Source organism: Bacillus sp. FSL M7-0558, assembly GCF_038003245.1.
Taxonomy (GTDB): domain Bacteria; phylum Bacillota; class Bacilli; order Bacillales; family Bacillaceae; genus Bacillus; species Bacillus pumilus.
In genome coordinates, this window is sequence record NZ_JBBOOU010000001.1 from 1224726 (window position 1) to 1243396 (window position 18671).

The 18671-nt window shown below is 38.2% G+C and carries 21 protein-coding genes; 16 read left to right on the plus strand and 5 right to left on the minus strand.

Features of this window, described 5'->3' with window-relative positions:
• The first annotated feature begins 28 nt into the window (after positions 1-28).
• From MHB79_RS05995 to MHB79_RS06010, 4 genes are all read left to right on the plus strand, one after another.
• Positions 29-910, plus strand: coding sequence for a hypothetical protein (locus tag MHB79_RS05995; RefSeq protein WP_340989298.1), 882 nt, complete (start codon positions 29-31; stop codon positions 908-910).
• Between the two features lie 379 nt (positions 911-1289).
• Positions 1290-2417 (plus strand): response regulator aspartate phosphatase, encoded by a 1128-nt coding sequence (locus tag MHB79_RS06000; protein WP_284906246.1) that lies wholly within the window; start codon positions 1290-1292, stop codon positions 2415-2417.
• Positions 2407-2532: a hypothetical protein gene (locus MHB79_RS06005; RefSeq protein WP_262982764.1), complete on the plus strand. Its 126-nt coding sequence runs from the start codon at positions 2407-2409 to the stop codon at positions 2530-2532. The genes MHB79_RS06000 and MHB79_RS06005 overlap by 11 nt, the downstream gene beginning before the upstream one ends.
• A 183-nt stretch (positions 2533-2715) precedes the next feature.
• Positions 2716-3546 carry an SMI1/KNR4 family protein gene (locus MHB79_RS06010; RefSeq protein WP_253622714.1) on the plus strand — a complete coding sequence of 277 codons (831 nt, stop codon included), beginning with the start codon at positions 2716-2718 and terminating at the stop codon, positions 3544-3546.
• A gap of 32 nt (positions 3547-3578) precedes the next feature.
• On the opposite strand, the gene MHB79_RS06015 is transcribed toward MHB79_RS06010, so the two are convergent.
• The 4 genes from MHB79_RS06015 to MHB79_RS06030 all read right to left on the minus strand — a co-directional run bounded on the left by MHB79_RS06015 (position 3579) and on the right by MHB79_RS06030 (position 6547).
• On the minus strand, positions 3579-4454 hold the full coding sequence (locus MHB79_RS06015) for a LysR family transcriptional regulator (protein ID WP_003211978.1): 876 nt from the start codon (positions 4452-4454) through the stop codon (positions 3579-3581).
• 23 nt (positions 4455-4477) lie between these two features.
• The gene (locus MHB79_RS06020; RefSeq protein WP_251190965.1) at positions 4478-5176 is read right to left on the minus strand and encodes an aspartate/glutamate racemase family protein; all 699 of its coding nucleotides are present in this window, start codon (positions 5174-5176) and stop codon (positions 4478-4480) included.
• Between the two features lie 103 nt (positions 5177-5279).
• Positions 5280-5486 carry a GNAT family N-acetyltransferase gene (locus MHB79_RS06025; RefSeq protein ID WP_253622712.1) on the minus strand — a complete coding sequence of 69 codons (207 nt, stop codon included), beginning with the start codon at positions 5484-5486 and terminating at the stop codon, positions 5280-5282.
• A gap of 170 nt (positions 5487-5656) precedes the next feature.
• Entirely contained in the window at positions 5657-6547 is an 891-nt protein-coding gene (locus MHB79_RS06030; protein ID WP_212046035.1) for a LysR family transcriptional regulator, read from the minus strand.
• Positions 6548-6674: 127 nt separating this feature from the next.
• On the opposite strand from MHB79_RS06030, the gene MHB79_RS06035 reads away from it, so the two are divergent.
• Positions 6675-7829, plus strand: a complete 1155-nt coding sequence (locus MHB79_RS06035) for an MFS transporter (protein ID WP_050945238.1) — start codon at positions 6675-6677, stop codon at positions 7827-7829.
• 121 nt (positions 7830-7950) lie between these two features.
• On the opposite strand, the gene lpdA is transcribed toward MHB79_RS06035, so the two are convergent.
• Positions 7951-9345, minus strand: a complete 1395-nt coding sequence (gene lpdA / locus MHB79_RS06040) for a dihydrolipoyl dehydrogenase (protein ID WP_340989304.1) — start codon at positions 9343-9345, stop codon at positions 7951-7953.
• 185 nt (positions 9346-9530) lie between these two features.
• Between lpdA and MHB79_RS06045 the strand changes: the two genes are divergently transcribed.
• The 11 genes from MHB79_RS06045 to hag all read left to right on the plus strand — a co-directional run bounded on the left by MHB79_RS06045 (position 9531) and on the right by hag (position 18611).
• The gene (locus MHB79_RS06045; protein ID WP_251190962.1) at positions 9531-10100 is read left to right on the plus strand and encodes a TetR/AcrR family transcriptional regulator; all 570 of its coding nucleotides are present in this window, start codon (positions 9531-9533) and stop codon (positions 10098-10100) included.
• Between the two features lie 30 nt (positions 10101-10130).
• Positions 10131-10556 carry a GNAT family N-acetyltransferase gene (locus tag MHB79_RS06050; protein ID WP_340989306.1) on the plus strand — a complete coding sequence of 142 codons (426 nt, stop codon included), beginning with the start codon at positions 10131-10133 and terminating at the stop codon, positions 10554-10556.
• Positions 10557-10795: 239 nt separating this feature from the next.
• Positions 10796-11317 (plus strand): ClbS/DfsB family four-helix bundle protein, encoded by a 522-nt coding sequence (locus MHB79_RS06055; protein ID WP_340865906.1) that lies wholly within the window; start codon positions 10796-10798, stop codon positions 11315-11317.
• A 232-nt stretch (positions 11318-11549) separates the two neighbouring features.
• Positions 11550-12683 carry a Rap family tetratricopeptide repeat protein gene (locus MHB79_RS06060; protein ID WP_050945233.1) on the plus strand — a complete coding sequence of 378 codons (1134 nt, stop codon included), beginning with the start codon at positions 11550-11552 and terminating at the stop codon, positions 12681-12683.
• Complete coding sequence (locus MHB79_RS06065; RefSeq protein ID WP_012009633.1) at positions 12673-12810, plus strand: hypothetical protein; 138 nt, start codon at positions 12673-12675, stop codon at positions 12808-12810. Before MHB79_RS06060 ends, MHB79_RS06065 begins: the two co-directional genes overlap by 11 nt.
• Positions 12811-12907: 97 nt before the next feature.
• Positions 12908-13141, plus strand: a complete 234-nt coding sequence (locus tag MHB79_RS06070) for a hypothetical protein (RefSeq protein WP_106035849.1) — start codon at positions 12908-12910, stop codon at positions 13139-13141.
• A 227-nt stretch (positions 13142-13368) separates the two neighbouring features.
• On the plus strand, positions 13369-13818 hold the full coding sequence (locus MHB79_RS06075) for a GyrI-like domain-containing protein (RefSeq protein WP_340989309.1): 450 nt from the start codon (positions 13369-13371) through the stop codon (positions 13816-13818).
• A 137-nt stretch (positions 13819-13955) separates the two neighbouring features.
• Positions 13956-14585 carry a hypothetical protein gene (locus MHB79_RS06080; RefSeq protein ID WP_340989310.1) on the plus strand — a complete coding sequence of 210 codons (630 nt, stop codon included), beginning with the start codon at positions 13956-13958 and terminating at the stop codon, positions 14583-14585.
• Positions 14586-14750: 165 nt separating this feature from the next.
• Entirely contained in the window at positions 14751-15932 is a 1182-nt protein-coding gene (alr, locus tag MHB79_RS06085) for an alanine racemase (RefSeq protein WP_111912350.1), read from the plus strand.
• Positions 15933-16040: 108 nt separating this feature from the next.
• The gene (locus MHB79_RS06090; protein WP_340989312.1) at positions 16041-17543 is read left to right on the plus strand and encodes a Kelch repeat-containing protein; all 1503 of its coding nucleotides are present in this window, start codon (positions 16041-16043) and stop codon (positions 17541-17543) included.
• 228 nt (positions 17544-17771) lie between these two features.
• Positions 17772-18611: a flagellin Hag gene (gene hag, locus MHB79_RS06095; protein ID WP_106029857.1), complete on the plus strand. Its 840-nt coding sequence runs from the start codon at positions 17772-17774 to the stop codon at positions 18609-18611.
• Positions 18612-18671: the final 60 nt, after the last annotated feature.

Sequence of the window (18671 nt, forward strand, 5' to 3'; positions counted from 1 at the left end):
ATTCATAACAATTTTCATAGTGTTACTAGTGACACTTATTTTATTTCTCAGACAAGAAAAAGTCTCTAGTGATAAAGAGTATAATGATGAAATGATGGATGTTACTGGTCCAGGAACAGATACCGTTTCATATGGTATGTATGAACCTGAAGGGAAATTGCTTGATACACTAGATATCGGTTTCATTAAAAATAACCAAATTAACAAAGTTCTTTCCTTCTCACATTACATAGATGCAGATAGAAAGTACACGTTACTCTTACTAGCAAATTTTAAACAAATAGAATTCTCTGCAGATAATCATAAGCCATCTAAATCATACACATTTGAGATGACTAAAGATCAGGTGATCACATTACCAATTAAAGCCACATTACCAAAAGATGTTGGAGAAATCGCGTTTATTATCGTTCCTGAGGCAAAGTATCATTTAAAAGACAATGATATAGAAATAGCCACTGGCTTACAAGAAAACTATATTATGCGCTACATTACAAAAAAAGCTTCATCTATTAAGTTTGGAAGTGAACTTCACCCCACATATAAAACGGATGAATTAACTGGAGAAGAAATTTTCATGGCTTCAGGAAAAATGTCAAATAAGGTTCTATATACTTTCAAAAGTCAAATGCCTGTCTATCTCCAATTGTATAATGACGGTAAAGAAAAAATGAATTATGCTTTAGTGGCTTTCTCGGAAAACGATCAACAAAAATTTAGTGGGAAACATGTGATGTATGTATCTGTAGAGAATGAAAAAACAAATGTTTATAAAATAAAATTGCCAAAAGTTAAAAAGGAAAATAATTTTCAAATTATTGCTTTTCCTGCACCTTTTGATAATAGTGCTAAATTTGAGGAAGTTAATTTTAGAGGCTATTCTTCAATTAGAACGTTAATTCAACCTTAGGGGGCAATTTTATGTGGATTATCATTATATTGTTAATCATATTGATTGGATTTACAGGAAACATTGTGTCGATTTTAAAGAATATAAAACAATCTAATGAAAAAATTATAAAATTATTAGAAGAAAATCAGCCACCAAAATAGTTCATCAGTTCATAGTAACGAGCATAGAGCTATATTCTTATTACAGCTCAAAGAGAATAACAAATTAAGTATCAGCTAAAGAAAAGGTTATCTGACAACCTATGTATAATCTATTTTTTACATTGCTCCTTTGAAGGAGCTCTTTTTATTTTTTTAGTTGGTTTTCGGTGCTTTGTGAATTACTGTATGTGGTAACAAATGCAATATAAGGGAATTTAGTGGAAGGGGAATAAGGGATGGAGAAAGTTCTTTCTTCACATGTAGGTGTGAAAATAAATGAATGGTATAAAATGATTCGGCAATTCAGTGTACCCGACGCAGAGATTTTGAAAGCTGAGGTAGAACAAGAAATTGAACGAATGGAAGAGGATCAAGATTTACTCATTTATTATCAATTGATGTGCTTTCGACATCAAATCATGTTAGATTACATTAAACCTGTAGACTTTAATAAAAATAGACCAACCATTTCATCCCTCTTAGATCTGATAGAAACCTCTCAAGAAACGCTCACCGGCATGTTAGAGTATTACAATTTATTTTTCAGAGGCATGTATGAATTCAGTAATAAAGAATATGTAGAAGCGATAAAATATTATAGAAAAGCAGAAATAAAGCTGGAGATTGTTTCTGACGAAATTGAAAGAGCTGAATTCCATTTTAAAGTTGCAGAAGCTTATTACATGATGAAACAGACACATGTATCTATGCACCATATTCTGAAAGCAATGGAGATTTACGAACAATATGACCTGTATAAAGTAAGAAAGATTCAATGCTCATTTGTAATTGCAGGAAACTACGATGATATGAAACGCAGCGATAAAGCTCTTCCTCATTTAGAAAAATCTTTAAGGATGGCTGAAGAAATTCAAAACAATAGATTGATCTCATCAGCATATTATAATCTGGCTGATTGCTATGAATGTTTAGGTGATACAGATCAAGCTATTGCTTATTGTGAAAAGGCTGTTCGTATCAACAAAAATGAACGATATGACAACTTACCACATTCGCTTTATTTTCTGTCATCGTTATTGATGAAAAAAGGCGATTATAAAAAGGGAAAAGATGTCCTTGATTATGGCTTTTCGATCTCTGTTCAATATGATGACGATTTATACAAACGACTGTTCCACTTTATCAAAGCCCTATATGTTGATAAAGTAAATATTGACCAAATTAAACAGGTCTTTCATTTTTTAGATGAGAACAAAATTTATGCTTATTTAGAAGAGCTGTCTTATGATGTGGCAGGTGTGTTCAAATCTAAAAATGATCACGAAACAGCAAATGAATTTTTAATGAAAATGTTGGACGCGCAAACAAAAATTTTGAAAGGGGACTGTCTTTATGAGTATTAAAAAAGTTGTTTTTTGTGCATTGGCAGTCATTGTACTCGCATCTACTGCTGGTATTCCATCACTTTCTAAAAGTGATAACAGCAACATCGAGGTTGCTTCAAGAAAACAAACGTAAAAAAGCCTCCTCCAAGGGGCTTTTTTATTTTGTCGTAAAGCTTATAGCCTTTAAGGTCTCAGAGAGGATGAAAGGTTTATGATCTTCTCCTCATCACCAGTTTATTAATAGATAAGTTTGAGTAGAGAATTCATAATGAACCAATGTTATACTGACCTTAATACAGATTGGGAGGCACCCACTTTGAAATCATTCTGGGAAAAAGAAGAAGAGAGCCCTTTTACGTTAAAAAAGATAGATGAGGAACAAATTCGTGAAGCAGAGGGAGCTTTTGGAGTCACTTTACCTGATACATACAAAAAGCTCATTTTAGAATGGAATGGTGGTTTTACAGTTCGTAATGCTTTTCCAACTGAACAGCCGAACTCATGGGCTGAGGATCATGTTCAATTTGACCATCTAAGAGGAATCGCCAAAGATGATGGCATCATGAATAGTCCCGAGTTAAGTAATGAATTGGATCTGCCGGAGGGACTTGTGATCATCAGCGGAGAAGAAGATACATGGATGGCCATGGATTATCGAGAAACGAAGGAACATCCTCCTATTCACTATTTCGATTTAGAGCTGGAAGTAGATTTTAAGCTGGCAGATACTTTCGATGAATTCATTGGACAGTTATATACAGCTGAAGATGCGATGATCGAAGTAGTAGAGATTGAGGAGGAAGCTTCGGATTTATATGTCAGTAAAGAAGAGCTTGAACACATGTTTGAGAGGCAAGACCTTCGTCAGCAGAATCTCTTCAAAATGGCACATTATCCGATGGAAGAAACGGAAGAGATCGAATGGTTTTTCGATCGTATGAAACAATGCATCCAACAGATAAAAGATCAACATGTCTTGTATGAAACAGCGACAACGATTCACTCCATCCTTCTGTTAAACCCGGATATGCCAAGGAATGACCGTATCGATCAAGAGCTGCAAGAAATTGCTGAATTTCTAGAAAAGAGTGGAGAGCCTAATATCGCCTTTTTGGGAGAAGACATTCATCCAGTGGAAAAACGATAGTGAAAGAAGAAAAGCCCCTAAAAATGGCTTTTTTAATCTAATTCATGAAAAAACTGTTTGAGTTGATCAATGAAAACTGATTTGGATTTTCCTTTTTTATAAATGAACTCGATATTGATGTTGAAATTGATGGATGGATCGATTGAAATTTGTTTTAATGTTCCTTGTTCTACCTCATTTCTAACGCAATGATGAGGTAGAAACGATAGTCCCATTCCTTGAAGTACTAAATTTTTTGCGGTTTCCATATGATCAACCTCAATGGAAATGTTCGGTGTGATGCTGTTTTTTTGAAATAATCGGTGAAGCATCAACCAATCAAATGACCCATAGTCAAAGAAAATAAAAGGCTGTTCTTCTAGTTCTTTCATATTAATGTTGTCAAGGCTAGCGAGCGGGTGATGAGTTGGGACGAACAGCCCGATTGGATCACTGAAAATCGGGATTGATTCAATTTGAGGATGTGTTTCAGTCCTGACAATGCCAAAGTCTACTTGGTTGTTAATCACTTTTTGGACAACATCCTTTGAGTGTCCTGTTACGATTTTCACTTTCAGGTTTTCGTATTTTTCTTTTAGGGCGGGCAATATGTTAGGCAATAGATTATTGGAAATAGAGGATGCGCATCCAATCGTCAATTCATAAGGAATCATCGTTTGTTTGAGACTATGCTTTGCTTCTTGATAAGAATGGAGGATCTTTTTGGCATGCGGGTAAAACTGTTCACCTTTTTCCGTCAGAGATAGTTTATTTCTCTGTCTATCAAATAATTTTAGGTCTAATTCTTTTTCTAACGATTGAATACGTGCCGAAACAGAAGGCTGGGTTAAATACAGTGCTTCCGCAGCTTTATTGATACTGCCTAGCTGGCATACGTAAATAAACGCTTCTATATTCTCAATATTCATTTTATCCCCTTATACTACGTTCTTTAAATGTTTAGCTTTTCAAGCTCATACACTAATTTTACAGCTTCTTTCGCCAAAATGACAGTAGGGTCAATCACTTTCACATCTTTAGTTGACCTTAAGACTAAGGGGATTTCTGTACAGCCGGCAATGATGGCTTCTGCCCCTTGATTGATTAAAATTTCTGCAGCTACCGCTAATTCACTTTCGCCTTTACTTAATTTTCCTGCTTTCACCGCATATATCCCATTCATAACGCTCTTCTGAAGATTTTCACTAGGAGTCATGACGTCAATCTTGTGATGAGCACAAGCCCTTTGATAGAGCTCGGTTTTTAATGTTCCATCAGTACATAGTAAGCCCACAGATGTATAGTGATGTTTGTTTAGGTAACTTGCGGTTTCTAATGGCATATTCATGATAGGGATATGAGTGGAATGTCGTACGTTTTCTAAAAAGAAGTGAGCGGTATTGCATGCAATGAGAATAAAGTCCGCTCCTGCACGTTCTAGTCTCTTAGCTGATGCAATCATATCATCTGTAGGATCTTTGCCTTTCCCAAATATGGCATTGGTTCTGTCAGGGATTTGCGGATAATTATCAGCAATCACATGGAGATGATCCTGATCTTTTATCGCTGGAGTATGAGAAATGATTTTTTTCATCAGATCAATCGTTGCTAAAGGACCCATCCCGCCCATAATTCCGATCGTTGTAGACATATACGCCACCACATTTCTTTTTTTTCTATTATAAAAAAAGAAAGCATGGTGAGCGTTATAGAAAAGTTCTATATGTATATAGAAGGTTTATCAAAAGCGTCTTTTAATGGCGCTTAGCGGCCCACTCCGATTGAAGAATCGCATATTGATATTCATCAACCCAATGTCCTTTTGACATATCATTTTGAAGCAAATGTCCATCGCGTCTCATTTCTAAACGTTCCAGCACGCGAATAGATTTTTCATTTCGCACATCAGTAAAGGCAATGATTTTATGCTTGTTCAGTGTAGTGAAAATATATTCGATCATTGAACTCAAGGCTTCGTGAATATAGCCCTTTCCTTTAAATAGGTTGCAATAGAGGGGTTTGCTCGATACTGATAAAATGCTTCAATATCTTGCAGATCAAATTGACGAATCGCTACCCGGTTTGTCCTTGTAAATACGCTGTTTGCATTCTTAATGTTTTACCCTCATTTTTAGTTTGTTCTTGATTTGAAAAAGTCTATTAGCCATTCAGATAGCTGCTGCTGTGCTTTGCTGACAAATCGATCTGCATAATAAGTTAATTCCAAGTGACGAACAGGTGCCGGATCAGCAATAGGAATCGAAACAATATTTGGCCATGTCGCATGTTGTTGCAGCAATCCTCGCGGCTGAATGGTTGCACCGATGCCGGCTTCAACCAGCTGCAATAATGAAGATGCGGACCCAACCTCCATGACAGTGTCTAGTTCCACACCCTGTTCTTTACATACGTCTTCTACTAAATCTCTTCCTAGATATCCCTTCGGATACATGACCAAAGCATGCTGCGTCAGCTCTTCCAATGTCACTTCACTCTGTTGGGCTAGTTCACTTTCTGAATGAGCAAATAATTCGTAGGGCTCACTTCCAAGTGGAATTTGAATGAGACGCTTATCCGCAGGCCCTCTCAGCCCGATGCCGAGATCCACCTTATGCGACAGAACCTCTTCACGAACGAAGATCGTTGAATATGCTTTCAGATTGGTTTCAGGATAAAGTGTTTTAAATTCTACAAATAGCGGAACAAGCTGAAAGTCAAGATCGGAAGGGAGAACGGCAAGTCGAACGTTTCCCCGTTTTTCAGATAATAGTTCTTTCATCGCATTTTTTGCATCTCTTTCAGCTTGAAGCATTTTCATCCCATATTGATATAGCAGAGAACCCGCTTCGGTAGCGACGACTTTTTTGCCGATTCGATCAAAGAGCGGCATCCCAACTTCTGCTTCAAGCAGCCGAATCTGCTGGCTTAATGTAGGCTGTGATATCCCTAATTGCTCAGCAGCTTTTGTGAAATGTAAATGATCGAATACAGCCATGAAATATGTAATATGCCGAGTATCCATTTGTCATCCTTTCATTAATAATAGTTTTTTACTATCATCATAATACGAATTATTGTATTGATCAATGAATGCGGCGGATTTATACTCAAAGTAACTTCAACAAGTAGAGAGAGGAAGAAGTGCATTGATGAAAAAAATATTTTATTTAGCCGCTTTATTTTTAGCTGCATTAAACTTGCGCCCAATCATTACGTCCGTGGCTTCTATGATGAGTATGATCCAATCAGAGCTTGGTGTGAACGCACTGACAGCCAGTCTTTTGACCACTTTGCCTGTCCTTTGTATGGGGGTGTTTGCTCCCGTTGCGACGACACTCAGCCGGCGTTTTGGTTTAGAGAGAACGCTTTTTTTCTCGATTCTTCTCATCACGATCGCCACAGCGCTGCGGGGTACAAGCCAATCGGTCGCTATTCTGCTCATGACTGCATTTGCAGGAGGGGTAGGGATTAGCTTCGCGGGTCCTTTATTGTCTAGTTTTATTAAAAAGTATTTCCCGAGAAATCCTGGTATTGTCAGTGTTTATTCCATTTCGATGACAATAGGTGCAGCACTTGCTTCCGGCTTCACCATTCCGATTTACCTACGCAGTCACCATCTTCCGTTTGCATTGTCTTGCTGGGCTATTCTAGGGGTAATCGCGCTTATTCTATGGGTAGGTATAGCTCGCAAAAATGAGCAGAGTGATCATGTAACCTTGCCGTTAAAATTGCCGCTGCGAAACAAAAAGGCGATTCAATTTACCTTGTTTTTTGGCTTTATGTCCAGCATGTTTTATTCTTTGACGGCATGGATTTCACCGATTGCTCTTAGTTTCGGAAACAGTCCGCAATATGCTGCCATGCTGCTGACCATATTTACACTCATTCAGATTCCGGTGGCACTACTCGTTCCAGCGGTCGTTACTCGATTAGGAAAACCGAAATTATTTCTCATCTTATGCAGTCTGTCTGAGCTGATTGGCCTCATCTTTCTTCTTCTGCCAATGCCGATCTTGCCAGCTGTCATTTTCCTAGGTATGGGTGCAGGTGGATTATTTCCTTTAGCGCTCATGCTACCGATTATAGAGACGCGTACTCCAGAGGAAGCCGGAACTTGGTCCGCCATGTCGCAGATGGGCGGGTATATCATGGGAGGATTCGGTCCGTTTTTCATTGGCTTGGTTTTCGATCTAAGCGGACATTTTTATGCTTCTATTGTGGCAATGCTTGTCATCGTCATGCTGATGATTGGCGTTCAGTTATCCATGAATCTCGGTAAAAAGCGTGAAGTAGGATCCAATTAACGATAAATTGACCGACGTTTTAATATGAGTGCTCAATTGAAATCGCCATAGCCTATTATTCTTAAATAAATAAGCTATGGCGATTATTTTTGCTCAATTTTAGAAGCTACACCTGAACCAATTATCGTGCAAGATATTTTTCAACTTTACGGGTGGCCATTTCTGAAGCTTCCATGATCATTTCACCTAATGTTGGGTGAGGATGAATCGTCATTGCTAAATCTTCTACTGTAGCACCAATTTCAATAGAGAGAGAAAGTTCTGATATAAGAGTAGATGCTTCTGCACCTACGATTTGTGCTCCTAAAATAAGACCAGATTCGGCATGGGCTACAATCTTCACAAATCCTTCTGGTTCTTTTAATGCCAGTGCTCGACCATTAATGGAGAACATTGTTTTTCCAATGACAGTCGGAATGGATTGTTGCTTGCAATCTGTTTCGTTCAGTCCAACACTCGTCAATTCTGGGCTGGAAAACACAACGAGTGGGATCGCTTTATAATCTACAATAGAAGGTTTACCAGCGATTGCCTCTGCTGCAACCTTCGCTTCATAGGAAGCTTTATGAGCCAGAGCGGGACCCTCGGTGATATCACCAATAGCATATATGTGCGGAATGGATGTTCTGCATTGTTCATCAACTTCAATCAGTCCGTGAGGGGTAATGGACAACCCGATAGAATCAAGGCCTAATGAACCATCTGTATTCGGTTTTCTTCCGACAGTAATCAGTGCATATTCCGCTTTCACCGTGTAGCTTTCTTTCTGTTTCTCATAATGAAGATCAATTCCGTTTATATGCTGCTTGGCATCTGTGACGTGTGCTCCTGTAATCAGGGTGATGTTATCTTCTTTCAATTGTCGAACGACAGGCGAGACAAGTTCACTTTCAAAGCCAGGCAATACTTGATTGCCGCCTTCCAAAATGGTGACGTTTGCTCCAAACCTTGCAAACATCTGTCCTAGTTCAACCCCAATATAACCACCTCCAACTACAACAAGGCTTTTTGGAATTTTAGGAAGGGATAGTGCTTCAGTTGAAGACAATATACGACCTCCGAAAGGGAGTGATCTAATTTCAATCGGACGGGAACCAGTTGCTAGTATTAGGTGTTTGAAATTGATTCGCTTTTCACCTTTTTCGGCATGTTGAATCACCGTTGTATGATGATCGATCAAGCTTGCCTCTCCTTCCAGAATGGTAACTCCTGCTGACTTTAGCAAAAATTGGACGCCTCCAGCTTGTTTTTTCACAACTGCTTTTTTGAACGCTTGAGCATCCTTGAAAGAGCCGCTTTCTTGAAAAACCCCCAATTGTGTGCGGAGTTCGAACCGCTCTGCTTCTGCTATTAGCGCTTTAGAAGGGATACAGCCTACATGGGTACATACTCCACCTAATTGATCACGCTCTACAATCGCTGTTTTCATGCCGAGATGAGCTGAACGTAATGCCGCCACGTAGCCTCCCGGACCTGATCCGATCACTAAAGTATCTACTGTTTCTAAATGAGTCATTTCTTGCACCTCCGTCTTAAAATATGATGATCATAATATATTATAGTCATCATATTTTGATGAAGTCAATCCCATCTAAGTGTGGAAAGATGGATTTCAGTCAATTGACACAAGAAAATATGATGATTATAATATTTTGATAAACACACTTAAAAAGAGTTAAAGTGAAGGAGGGGAGTAAGAAGATGCCTTATCCGAAAGGTCATAAGTCAAAAGTGAGAGAGCAAATCATTGCAAGTGCTGCACGAGCATTTCGAACAAATGGCGTTCGTAATATCAGTTTGCCATTCATTATGAAAGGGGCAGGTCTAACTCATGGAGGGTTTTACGCTCATTTTAAGAACAAGGATCAGTTGGTGATAGAGGCTTTTCATTTTGCTATTACTGATACGATAAAGCTGCTGCAAAGTGTTGCAGACAAGAAAGCAGACCAGTCTCGAATTCAGACGATCATTGAATTCTATTTAAGTTCTGTTCACCGTGATCAGACGGAGGTCGGCTGTATACTGCCTGCACTTGCAGGGGAGATTTCTCAATTATCGCAAGAGGTACGGAAAGCCTATACGGATGAATTGAAACGGTTTATGGCGTTTATAGCCGATACGGGAAACATCGGTCTCTCTACGAGTTACGCACTAGTAAGCAGCATGGTCGGTACAATCGCTCTTGCACGTGCTGTCAATGATTCGCAGTTCAGCGATCAATTGTTATTGGCAGGTAGAATACAGGCAAAACACATTCTAGAGGTGAATTAACATTCAAATAAAAACAGGGGGGATGTTGTGATGTTGATTAGAGAAGCAAGCATAGAAGATTATCCAAAATTAAGACAAATCTATTTAGAATCCCGCCGTCAGAGCTTTCACTGGCTCAATACAGAAGAAATCAATCTGCAAGATTTTGATCAAGATACGCTGGAAGAGCAAATTTTCTTAGCAGAGGAAAACAATAAAATCCTCGGATTCATTTCTCTATATGTACCAGATCGTTTTATTCACCTCTTGTTTGTACATCCCGAAGCTGCTGGTCAAGGAGCTGGCGACTTGCTTCTCAAATATGCTATAAAAGTGCTCGGAACACCGGTCACCCTCAAATGTGTCTCTGACAATCACAAAGCTTTGTCTTTTTATCAAAAAAGAGGCTGGAAGGCTGTTGTAGAAGAAGGGGAACCTGGGGCGAAATACTGGGTGCTTGTTTATGATAGAACGTAAAGAGTGTCTTTATTTTTCGCAGCCGGTTTTATAGATATTCTTTATTAAACTTACGTAGATGCTTTCATTTAACCAGAAATGCTATTGCTTTTTTGCTCGATTAAGAGTTTGATTATAATAGAGACAATAAAGCAGAAAACATTAGAATAATTCAGTATCATGAGCTCTAGTTATTTTTTTTACTTTTGCAAGATGTGTTCTGAGGAAAATTTTCACGAAAAGAACTAGAGGTGAATATGATGACAACCTATGAGTCGAAAGACATTTTAAAACAAGCAATCATGAAATCGTACAATCAATACGATGAAGAATTCGATATGATTCCAGAAGAAATGAAAGATGATCGAATAGAGGATGTAAGCCGAACTCCTGCAGAAAACTTGGCCTATCAAGTTGGTTGGACAACCCTGCTGCTTCAATGGGAGCAAAACGAAACTGAAGGAAAAGTTGTCCATACGCCAGCAGAAGGATACAAATGGAATCAGCTTGGCGCATTATATTCTCTTTTTAATGAGAAGTATGCCTGTCAATCACTAGTCGCATTAAGAGCTCAGCTCAAACAGAATGTGTTAACTATTTGTGATATGTTGGATCGTATGAGTGAAGCAGAAGTGTTTGAACCTCATCAACGAAAATGGGCGGATGGCGCTACAGCAAAGGCAGTTTGGCCAGTTTATAAATTTATTCGTGTGAATACCGTTGCCCCTTTTAAAAATTTCCGTACTCAAATTCGTAAATGGAAACGATTAAATCAAGTATGACGTGAAGGGTATACTGGATGTAAATATTTCGTTAGACCTGATTGTACCATCTTATTTCAGAGAGTACAGGGGCGCGAGCTCAGTTATTCCTCCTTATCAAAATGACGATCAATCACTTGGCTTCTTTAGAAGAAGCTTTTTTGTTCTTTTGCGGTTTCTTTTCGGTGCCGGATGGCTCATGAAATGATAATATATGTCATTATAGGGGAAATAGAGGAAGGGGTAAGGGCTGATGGAGAAAGTACTTTCTTCTCACGTCGGTTTGAAAATCAATGAATGGTATTATCATATTCAACGATTTAACGTACCGGACGCCGAAGCATATAAAGAGGAAATCAAATCAATGCTTGATCATATGGAAGAAAATCAAGATTTATTATTGTATTTCTCACTCATGGAGTTCAGACATAAATTAATGCTTGATTACTTAAATCCTTTAGAAAATGGGAAAGAGCGGGCGAACTTTAGGGAACTCGCAATGAAGATCAAAAGGGATCAAGAAAAATTAACAGGATTGCTCGAGTATTACTTTAATTTTTTCTACGGCATGTACGAATTTGAAAACTATGAATACCTAAATGCGATTACCTTCTATAAGCGGGCAGAAAAAAAGCTGTCTCTTGTCAGCGACGATATTGAACGTGCCGAGTTCAATTACAAGATGGCAGAAATCTATTACCACATGAAACAAACCCACATGTCGATGCACCATATCGCACAGGCGATAGAATGTTACCGAGAAAAAGATACATACACTGTTAGAGAGATTCAATGTTCTTTTGTGATTGGATTAAACTATATCGATATGGGCTGCCCCGAAAAAGCGATACCCCATTTTCAACACGCACTAGAAAAAGCCGCCGACAACTCAACAAAACGATTAAAAGGATCAGCACTTTATAATTTAGGGTTGAGTTATTTTCATAACAAAGAATTAGCACAAGCGATTATTCACTTTAATGATTCAATTCGAGCATTTAAAGAGCAGGGATACGAGCATTTAAATAGAATCTTAGATCCGCTCATTATGTTGTCAAAAGCCTACTTCAAAAAGAAAGAACAGGACTTAGGTACATATGCATTAAATAACGGCATAGAACTATCTGAAAAGCTGAAAGACCATGTTCTATTATTGATATTCAAGTTTTTAAGATCCCTATACATTGACAACAATTTTGAGCAGTTGGAAAAAATAATGGAATTGTTAGAAGTAAAGTCAATGTATCCTGACCTCGAAGATTTAGCAAAAGATGCTGCAAAATATTATAATGAAATGGGAGATAAAGACAATGCGATGCATTTCTATGAAAAGATTCTTTATTTCCAAACTCAAGTAAAGCGGGGGGACTGTCAGTATGAAATTTAAAACGTTATCAGTAGTATTCGTGATGATTAGTGTCATAAGTGTTGTTGGTTATTTTACGTCTGAAGTGACAGCAAGTCATGATGAAGCTAGGAGAGGTCATACTGCAAGTATTGGTTATACTGCTTAAGTAAAAAGCCCTTTATGGGCTTTTTACTATAAAACGGAATATACGCTATGAACAAAGAATATTTTTTTCATAGAAAACATACTGAGGAGGAAGTGAAATGACAATGTTAAAATCAACAGTATTTCGAAAGATTTTCATTATATTTTTTGCTTTAACCTTTATGATAAGTCTGTTCAATATGGCTGTGTTTCCAGGGACGCCAGTGTCTTATTATGTTGGCCTGGTTTGTGAAATATTGTTTATCAGCTTGTTAAGTGGTCTGTTTTTCGGAACAATTATCTATTTGATTGTCACCCTCCTCTTTGCTAAATCTTCAAAGGAAAATCAATAAACAAGTGAGCGGCTAAAGACCGTTCTTTTTTATTTTAAAAAATTGGATATGCTATTTAAAGAGAAAATGAGATGACTTAATTTATGATCTAAATCGCAATTCCTGTGAATGTTTTTCCAACATAATTCAATTATTTTTAATATCCTACTGTATTATATTTTAAAGGATGTTACCGTTGGATGTAAGGAATGATTGGCCAATCTTCCAATAAGAGTTGGAGGGAAATCATGAATTGCAAAATTGAAATGTTAACGAATATGAAAATGGTGTTTATGAGAAATATAGGACCATATGGTAGCAAAGAAAATGTAGAGATGATGAAAAGATTTAAAAAATGGATCAATCAACATCAATTAAATGATGAATTAAAGGAATTTGGTATATATGGTGTTCCTCAAGATGATCCTGGAAAAATTTCACCAGAAAAATGCAGATACGACCTCATGTTGATGACAAATAGAGATTTCTCAAAAGATCGAATGGTTCAGACTGGACATTTTGAAGGGGGAAAGTATGCTGTGTTTACAGTGACACATACAACCGAAAAAGTGAATTTGTTTTGGAGCCAATTGCCTCAAATGATCCAAAACAATCAATTGAACATGCGTCAGGCATCTATTATGGAGAGATATAGAGAAGAAGAAGGCATGTGTGAGTTCTTACTGCCTATCTTTTAAACACTTGAATGAAGTTCAATGGGAAAGCAGATCTTTATGGTCTGTTTTCTTCATATAAATATTCTTAAATCACCTTACTTCAAATGCTATACTATGGCTAAACCATTCATGAAGGGTCATGATAGGAGGAGCATTGAGTGATATTCATCATAGGCATTATCATTGCTTTTATGATTGCTATTTTAGGTTTTACTGTTTTCGTAGATGTAGGGAATGGATGGGGAACGGCTCTTAGCATCATCGGAGGACTGGTCATTTTAATCATAGCCGGTAGATGTCAAAGACGAAAAGAACAGAATGATCCCAACATATTATTGGACAAAATGATGATGCTTTTTCACGAAGATGGGTTTCAGGCATCTACCTATATCTTTTCGGAGCAAGTTGATAAGGGATTTGCGATTGATGATGAGTTAAAGAAAATGCGCTTTATTGAATATCAGCCTGGCGGGTCAACTAGAAAAAATAGATTTGCAGTCACTGAGCTATCCATGAAAGATTTGAAACAAGTTGAGATGTTAGAAGATGGTGTGCCGATTGATTTAGCGGAGAGTAATGATAAAGAAGTGGTCTCGACGCTTGAATTAAGGTTAACAACGAATGACCAAGAATTACACGCGATGACAATCAACTTCTTGCAATTTGTTGGACCTGTTCGTAAAAGCAACGTTTATTACTTAACTGAACGGGAAAATTTGCAGGAGATTTATCATGATATTGATGCAATGATGAAATCTGCGGATGAAATTGAATATCATCGCACATAGAGAAGAAATCACAGTTGATGTGGTTTCTTTTTTTGTGTGCAACAAGACAAAGCAGGTCCAGTCATTGTAGTTGAATGTTTTTCTCAAAAATGAATAAAGATAGACTAGACGCAAAAGCGAACATGGAGATAGAAAGAACGCTCATGTGATGAGGAGGAAATATAAATGAAAAAGCTATGCAGGGAAGTCTGGATCGAAGTCAATCTCGATGCGATTAAAAGAAATATCGAAGCCATTCAAGCGCATATTCCAAGGAAAAGTAAGATCATGGCTGTCGTGAAGGCGAATGCTTATGGACATGGCTCAGTGGAGGTAGCCCGGCAGGCACTGGAAAGCGGTGCGACGGAGCTCGCAGTTGCTAGCTTGGAGGAAGGCATTGTGCTGCGAAGAGCAAAAATTGAAGCACCGATTTTGGTTCTTGGATTTACCCCGCTCGACTGTGTGAAAAGGGCTGCGGCCTGGAGAATTGATCTATCTGGCCTTCGTGAAGACTGGATTGTTGAAGCAAATGAGATCTTAGCGGAAGAAGAAAGTCAGCGCCGGCTTGGGATTCATGTCAATGTCGACACAGGGATGGGACGATTAGGTGTACGAACGAAGGAAGAGCTGTTAGGAGTGGTGGAAGCTCTTGAAAAGAGTGAAAACCTTAGATGGGACGGGATTTTTACGCATTTCTCCACTGCAGATGAGCCTGACCCTGACTTCACGCTGCTGCAGCACAGCATTTTTATTGAATTTCTTCGCTTTTTGAAAAAACAAGGAATTAAGCTGCCAACCGTACATATGAACAATACAGCGGCTGCTATCGCGTTTCCTGAATTTAGCGCCGATATGATTCGGCTGGGCATCGGGCTATATGGTCTGTATCCCTCGCAATACATTGAAAGCTTAGACGCTGTTCAGCTAGAGCCCGCTCTCAGTTTAAAAGCAAGGATTGCGTTCGTAAAGGAAATGGTGACAGAGCCAAGGACCGTCAGTTATGGGGCAACATATGTAGCAAAACCTGATGAGGTTATTGCGACCATACCGATCGGTTACGCAGATGGGTACTCACGTGCTTTATCAAATCGGGGATTTATGCTTTTCCGCGGAAAACGAATGCCGATTGCTGGCCGAGTCACAATGGATATGACGATGATCAGTTTAGGAGAAATGAAAGCAAAGCAAGGTGAGGAAGTCGTCATATACGGTCGTCAAAAGGGCGGAGAAATTTCTGTCGATGAAATCGCCGAAATGCTCAATACAATCAACTACGAAGTCATCGCCACCTTAAGCCGCCGCGTCCCAAGATTTTATCGTCGAGGCGGGAAGATTATTAAAATATCGACGCCGGTGATGTATGTGTGAGGGGAAATAACTGGAGATGGTCATTCTAACATACAATGATAAAAATTAAATTTAATTACAAATATGTCGATAAAAGGAGGGATATTTAAGATATGGAGGAAAGAAACGATGAAAAAAGGTTTATTTTTAGTGCTTTTGACCATTTTTATGATGGTTACAATTCATCCGTTAAAAGCTTATGCAGCAGAGACAAATGGCTGGAAGAAGCGAGCGGACTTACCGGAAGAGAGACTTCATTCTAGTTCCGCAGTAGTAGATGGGAAGATTTTTGTTTTTGGGGGAAGCAGTGAAAAATCATATAGTAATAAAAATACCTACATGTATGATCCTCACAAAAATGAGTGGAGTTCAAAAGCTGACATGCCAAGAGAAAGAACAGATAGTGCTGCAGTGGCGATAGGTGAAAAAGTATATATCATTGGAGGAGCATATCAAGATAGCACAAATACGATTGATATTTATGATGCAGAATTAGATACATGGGCAGAAGCACCAATTAATATACCATACCTAGCTGTGACAAAAGGCGATATAAGTGCAAGTGTTGTAAATGATAAAATTTATATTCTTGCAACGAATAAAAGTCCTAATCAAGAACATAATTTTTATAGTTATGATACAAAAACGGATAAATGGCAACAATTAAAAATGTTTCCTCAGCAATTTACTGGTATGTCTATGTCAGAAGTCATTAACAATAAAATCTATGCCACAGGTGGGGAAAGAACAGTTAGTAATCATAAAAATGCCCAAGTATATGAATATAGCATTGAAACAAATCAATGGGTACAAACAAAGTCACAGTTGAAGTTTTATCAACTAGGGGCTGCATTTACAACATATCAGGGGAAATTGTTTATGGCTGGCGGTCAGTATGACGATGACAGATCCAGCCTAATCTCACCTTATACACAATATTATGATGTTATGTCTAATTCTGTGAAAAAAAGTATAAGCAAATTGCCTGAAGCTAGAGTGGGATCAAGTGCTGTAACACTTGATGGTACGATATATATCATAGGTGGAAGGAATTTCAAAGAATATTATCATTCAAAATCGATTAAAAGTGATTACAAATCAGTGATTTCTATTTCATTAAAAGAATTGCAAATTGCTGAAGGTGAATTAAAGCCAGATGATGGCACAACCGAAGAACCAAAAGATCAGGACGGGACAAAGCCTGATGATGGGTCAACAGAAGAGCCGAAAGATCAGGACGGAACTAAGCCTGGTGATGGCACAACCGAAGAACCGAAAGATCAGGACGGAACTAAGCCTGGTGATGGCACAACCGAAGAACCGAAAGATCAGGACGAAACTAAGCCTGGTGATGGCACAACCGAAGAACCGAAAGATCAGGACGGAACAAAACCTGGAGAAGAAGTAACAAAAGGTATACTTTCAATTACCATGATAAACGGACTGCAAAAGGATTATTTGCTATCAACGAAAGAAATTAACGATTTTCTTAACTGGTATAAAGAAAGAAGTTTTGGAATTGGGATGAACTTCTATGAAATCAATGATGAACACAATAAAGGCCCCTTCACAAGTAAGAAGGATTATGTGGTGTACCAAAATATCTTAATGTTTGATATCAAACAATACTGATATTTTTAAAATGGTAAAGCTGCTGATTTAAAATCAGCAGCATTTTTTATAGAATTGTTAAAGTTAGGATCAACGTCATGAAAAAAAGTGATATTTTTTTAAAAATCTGCTAAACATCCTATAAACACGTCCGATAATAGAATTGTCAGGGTTGATAAGCCCTAGAATAACGGACTTTTTTCAGACAAGGACGTCTGTCAGGTCCCACATACATGGAGGTAATAGGAAATGAGAATTAACCACAATATCGCAGCACTTAACACATTAAACCGTTTGTCTGCAAACACCGCTTCAAGCCAAAAGAACATGGAGAAACTTTCTTCTGGTCTTAAAATCAACCGTGCAGGAGATGACGCAGCAGGTCTTGCCATCTCTGAAAAAATGCGTGGACAAATCCGCGGATTAGAAATGGCATCTAAAAACGCACAAGACGGTATCTCTCTTATCCAAACAGCTGAAGGTGCATTGACTGAAACTCACTCAATCCTTCAACGTGTTCGTGAACTAACTGTTCAAGCGGGTAATACTGGTACACAAGATGCTACTACAGATCTTAAAGCAATCCAAGATGAGATCGACAACCTTTTAGATGAAGTAGATGGTATCTCTAATCGTACTGCATTCAACGGTAAAAAATTACTTGATGGTACGGCTACAGATGGATTTACTTTCCAAATCGGTGCTAACAAAACTCAACAATTAACTGTTAATATTGGTAACATGGGTACTGCTGCTACTGGTCTTGATATGTTGAAAGCAGATTACGTTGTAACAACTGCTACAGCTGCTAATACAGATGCTTTATTAGACAAAGTAGATGCTGCAATCAATAAAGTATCTTCTGAGCGTGGTAAACTTGGTGCGGTTCAAAACCGTCTAGAGCACACAATCAACAACCTTGGTGCTTCTGGTGAAAACTTAACAGCTGCTGAGTCTCGTATCCGTGACGTTGACATGGCGAAAGAAATGAGTGAGTTCACGAAGAACAACATTCTTTCTCAAGCGTCTCAAGCAATGCTTGCACAAGCGAACCAACAGCCACAAAACGTACTTCAATTACTACGTTAATGACAGGCCCCTTTATGGGGCTTTTTTTTATGCTGTTTTTTTCTTCGTATTTTCTCCAGT